The organism is Pedobacter sp. 01T416_2 (genome assembly GCF_056398925.1).
This window is the reverse complement of record NZ_JBFTQI010000880.1, coordinates 1-2,292: the sequence shown is the minus strand read 5'-3', so window position 1 is coordinate 2,292 and position 2,292 is coordinate 1. Positions and strand designations below refer to the sequence as shown.

The 2,292-nt window shown below is 39.4% G+C and carries 3 protein-coding genes and 1 riboswitch; of the genes, 1 reads left to right on the top strand and 2 read right to left on the bottom strand.

Translation table 11 applies throughout. The features are described from left to right. Positions 1 to 859 (bottom strand): MFS transporter (locus tag AC1DPQ_RS25340; protein ID WP_477611258.1); only part of this gene is annotated, 859 nt, incomplete at its 3' end. 59 nt (positions 860 to 918) lie between these two features. After that, positions 919 to 1,194, bottom strand: coding sequence for an ArsR/SmtB family transcription factor (locus AC1DPQ_RS25335; protein ID WP_477584842.1), 276 nt, complete (start codon positions 1,192 to 1,194; stop codon positions 919 to 921). Between the two features lie 303 nt (positions 1,195 to 1,497). Beyond that, a riboswitch (SAM riboswitch) is annotated at positions 1,498 to 1,602 on the top strand. Between the two features lie 79 nt (positions 1,603 to 1,681). Between AC1DPQ_RS25335 and AC1DPQ_RS25330 the strand changes: the two genes are divergently transcribed. Further along, the coding region (locus tag AC1DPQ_RS25330; RefSeq protein WP_477611257.1) for a PA domain-containing protein at positions 1,682 to 2,292 on the top strand (611 nt) is incomplete at its 3' end.

Genomic DNA, 2,292 nt, shown 5'->3' with positions numbered 1-2,292 from the left:
GGATAAAAATTGTTCCAAAATAATAAGCCAATATTTGCACAGCTATCAAAAGAATAAAAAAGAACCGGCTGGTTAAGATTACATTTTTACCGAGTGCAATGCCCATTAACCAGTTACCAAGAATCCCCATTCCACCAAATAGGAGCAGCATAATGCTAATTTGAGCGCCGTTCATATTCGAAATGTTTTCAAGGTACGCGGCAAGGTAGCTATAGCTCGAGAACATGGCTGCAAGTGTAAGTACGGTGGAAACCAGGTTTAGCCAAAGCTTGGTATCCTTTAAAACATACAACTGGCTTTCAGCAGATTTTTCGCTGTTGCCCGGCATAGATGGCACAACAAATAGCAGGCCTAAAAAGGCAATTAAACTGATAATACTGGTTAAGAAAAAAGATGCCTGCCAGTTATGAAAGTAATCAGCAGCATAGGTAGTTAAGGGTACACCCAAAACCGTAGCGATGCTGAGCCCAGTCATGACGACCGATACTGCTTTGGCTCCGCCTTGTTTGAACGCTACTGCTAGCGAAATATTCCAGAACAGCGGGTGGAAGAAGGCAGGCAAAATCCTCGCGATCATCAAAATGGTAAAGCTAGGGGAAAAAGCTGAAAGCAGGTTTGAGAGTATAAAAACACCCAAAACAAGGCATAATAAGAACTTGCGATTGATCTTAGAAGTAAGGGCAGTTATAAATGGAGACGATACGGCAACTGTTATAGCAAAGGCACTTAATAACCACCCGGCTGTATCCACAGAAACGCCAAACTCCCTGCTGATCGTTGGCAAGATGCCGATAACGCCAAATTCGGTAGTGATAATGCCAAAGGCACCTAATGCCAGTATATATATAGACTTATTCATATATTCAAATATTTCGATGTGTATAGGTAATTTGTTTCTAATTTCATGTGTAAGTGCCCTTAATCCTTTAACGAATTTAGGCAGGCGATGTACTCATTGAGCACTTTCTCGTTCAGCAGGTATTTGAAATTACGTCCTTCTTTTTGAGGCAACAACAGGTCTGCATCAACCAGTTGCTTTAAATGGTGGGAAACGGAAGGTTGTGTCAGGTCTAAAAGATCATTTACTTCTGCACAATAGAGGCAATCTTTCTTTTTTTTAAATTCCTGTAAAATGGCTATCCTGTTGGTATCACTTAGTGCCCGGGATATCTTTTCTATCTTTTTGTTATCCATTTTTCTTGCTTTGCTCCAAATTAACAAGGGGTAAAGCCTTGGCAAAGGTAAATTTTAATATTGATATATAGAAATGTATCTATGTTTATTGATTGTTTTAGGATAAAGATTTTTAGTCATCAGGGAGATCCCAGTAAGAAGTGGCAAAATCCAAGATCTGGTTTGCATATATCCCTTTAGCAAGATCGAAAAAAAACAAAGGCAGTCAGTTTTAAAAAGACTGTCAACCGCGTTATTTAAATAAATAATATAAATCCTATAGGAATACTAGATTATTATTTTTAGCTTTGCATCATTATATAATACTTATCCAGAAAGACTGAGGGAAGGGCCCTATGACGTCTGAGCAACCTATACACTTGTAAAAGGTGCTAATTCCTTTCTGCCCAAGGGTGGAGAAGATAAGTTGGTTATGCATCCGCATGCTAATTGATTTTGAGGTCGCTCAAAGTTTTTCTGGTAAAAGAACTCCTAAAAAAATCAGAAAATGAAGAAAACTTTTACACTTTTTACGGCTATTCAATTGCTCTGGCTTCCTTTATTGGCGCAGAATAGGCTGAGTGGATTTAAAACCCAAAATATTCCGATACAGCGTGTTATTGAGCAGAAATTTGATGCCGGGCTTAATAAAGAAAATATAGGGGCTACCATAAAAGAACTTTCTGCCAACCCTCACCACTTGGGTGCTAAAGGAAGTAAAACAGTAGCAGAATCTGTATTGAAAAAGTTTAGAAGTTATGGCTGGGACGCAAAAATAGAGACTTATTATGTTTTGTTTCCAACGCCTAAAGCCCGTTCGGTAGAACTTTTAGGGAGCAACAAATACAGTGCCTCGCTTGAAGAAAAGGCTATTAAGGAAGATTTAGCAACCGCACAGCAAGGGCAATTGCCTCCTTACAATGCCTGGAGTGCCGATGGTGATGTTAGTGCAGGTCTTGTTTTTGTAAATTACGGTCTACCAGCTGATTATGAAAAGTTGGTGCGTTTAGGTATCAGCGTAAAAGGCAAGATTGTTATTGCAAAATATGGCAGATCGTGGCGGGGCACTAAACCTAAGATAGCCTACGAACATGGTGCGGTGGGCTGTATCATTTATTC

Bases quoted from the DNA above. Each gene is read 5' to 3' on its own strand.
- AC1DPQ_RS25335 (WP_477584842.1), bottom strand. From the start codon at position 1,194: ATGGATAACAAAAAGATAGAAAAGATATCCCGGGCACTAAGTGATACC.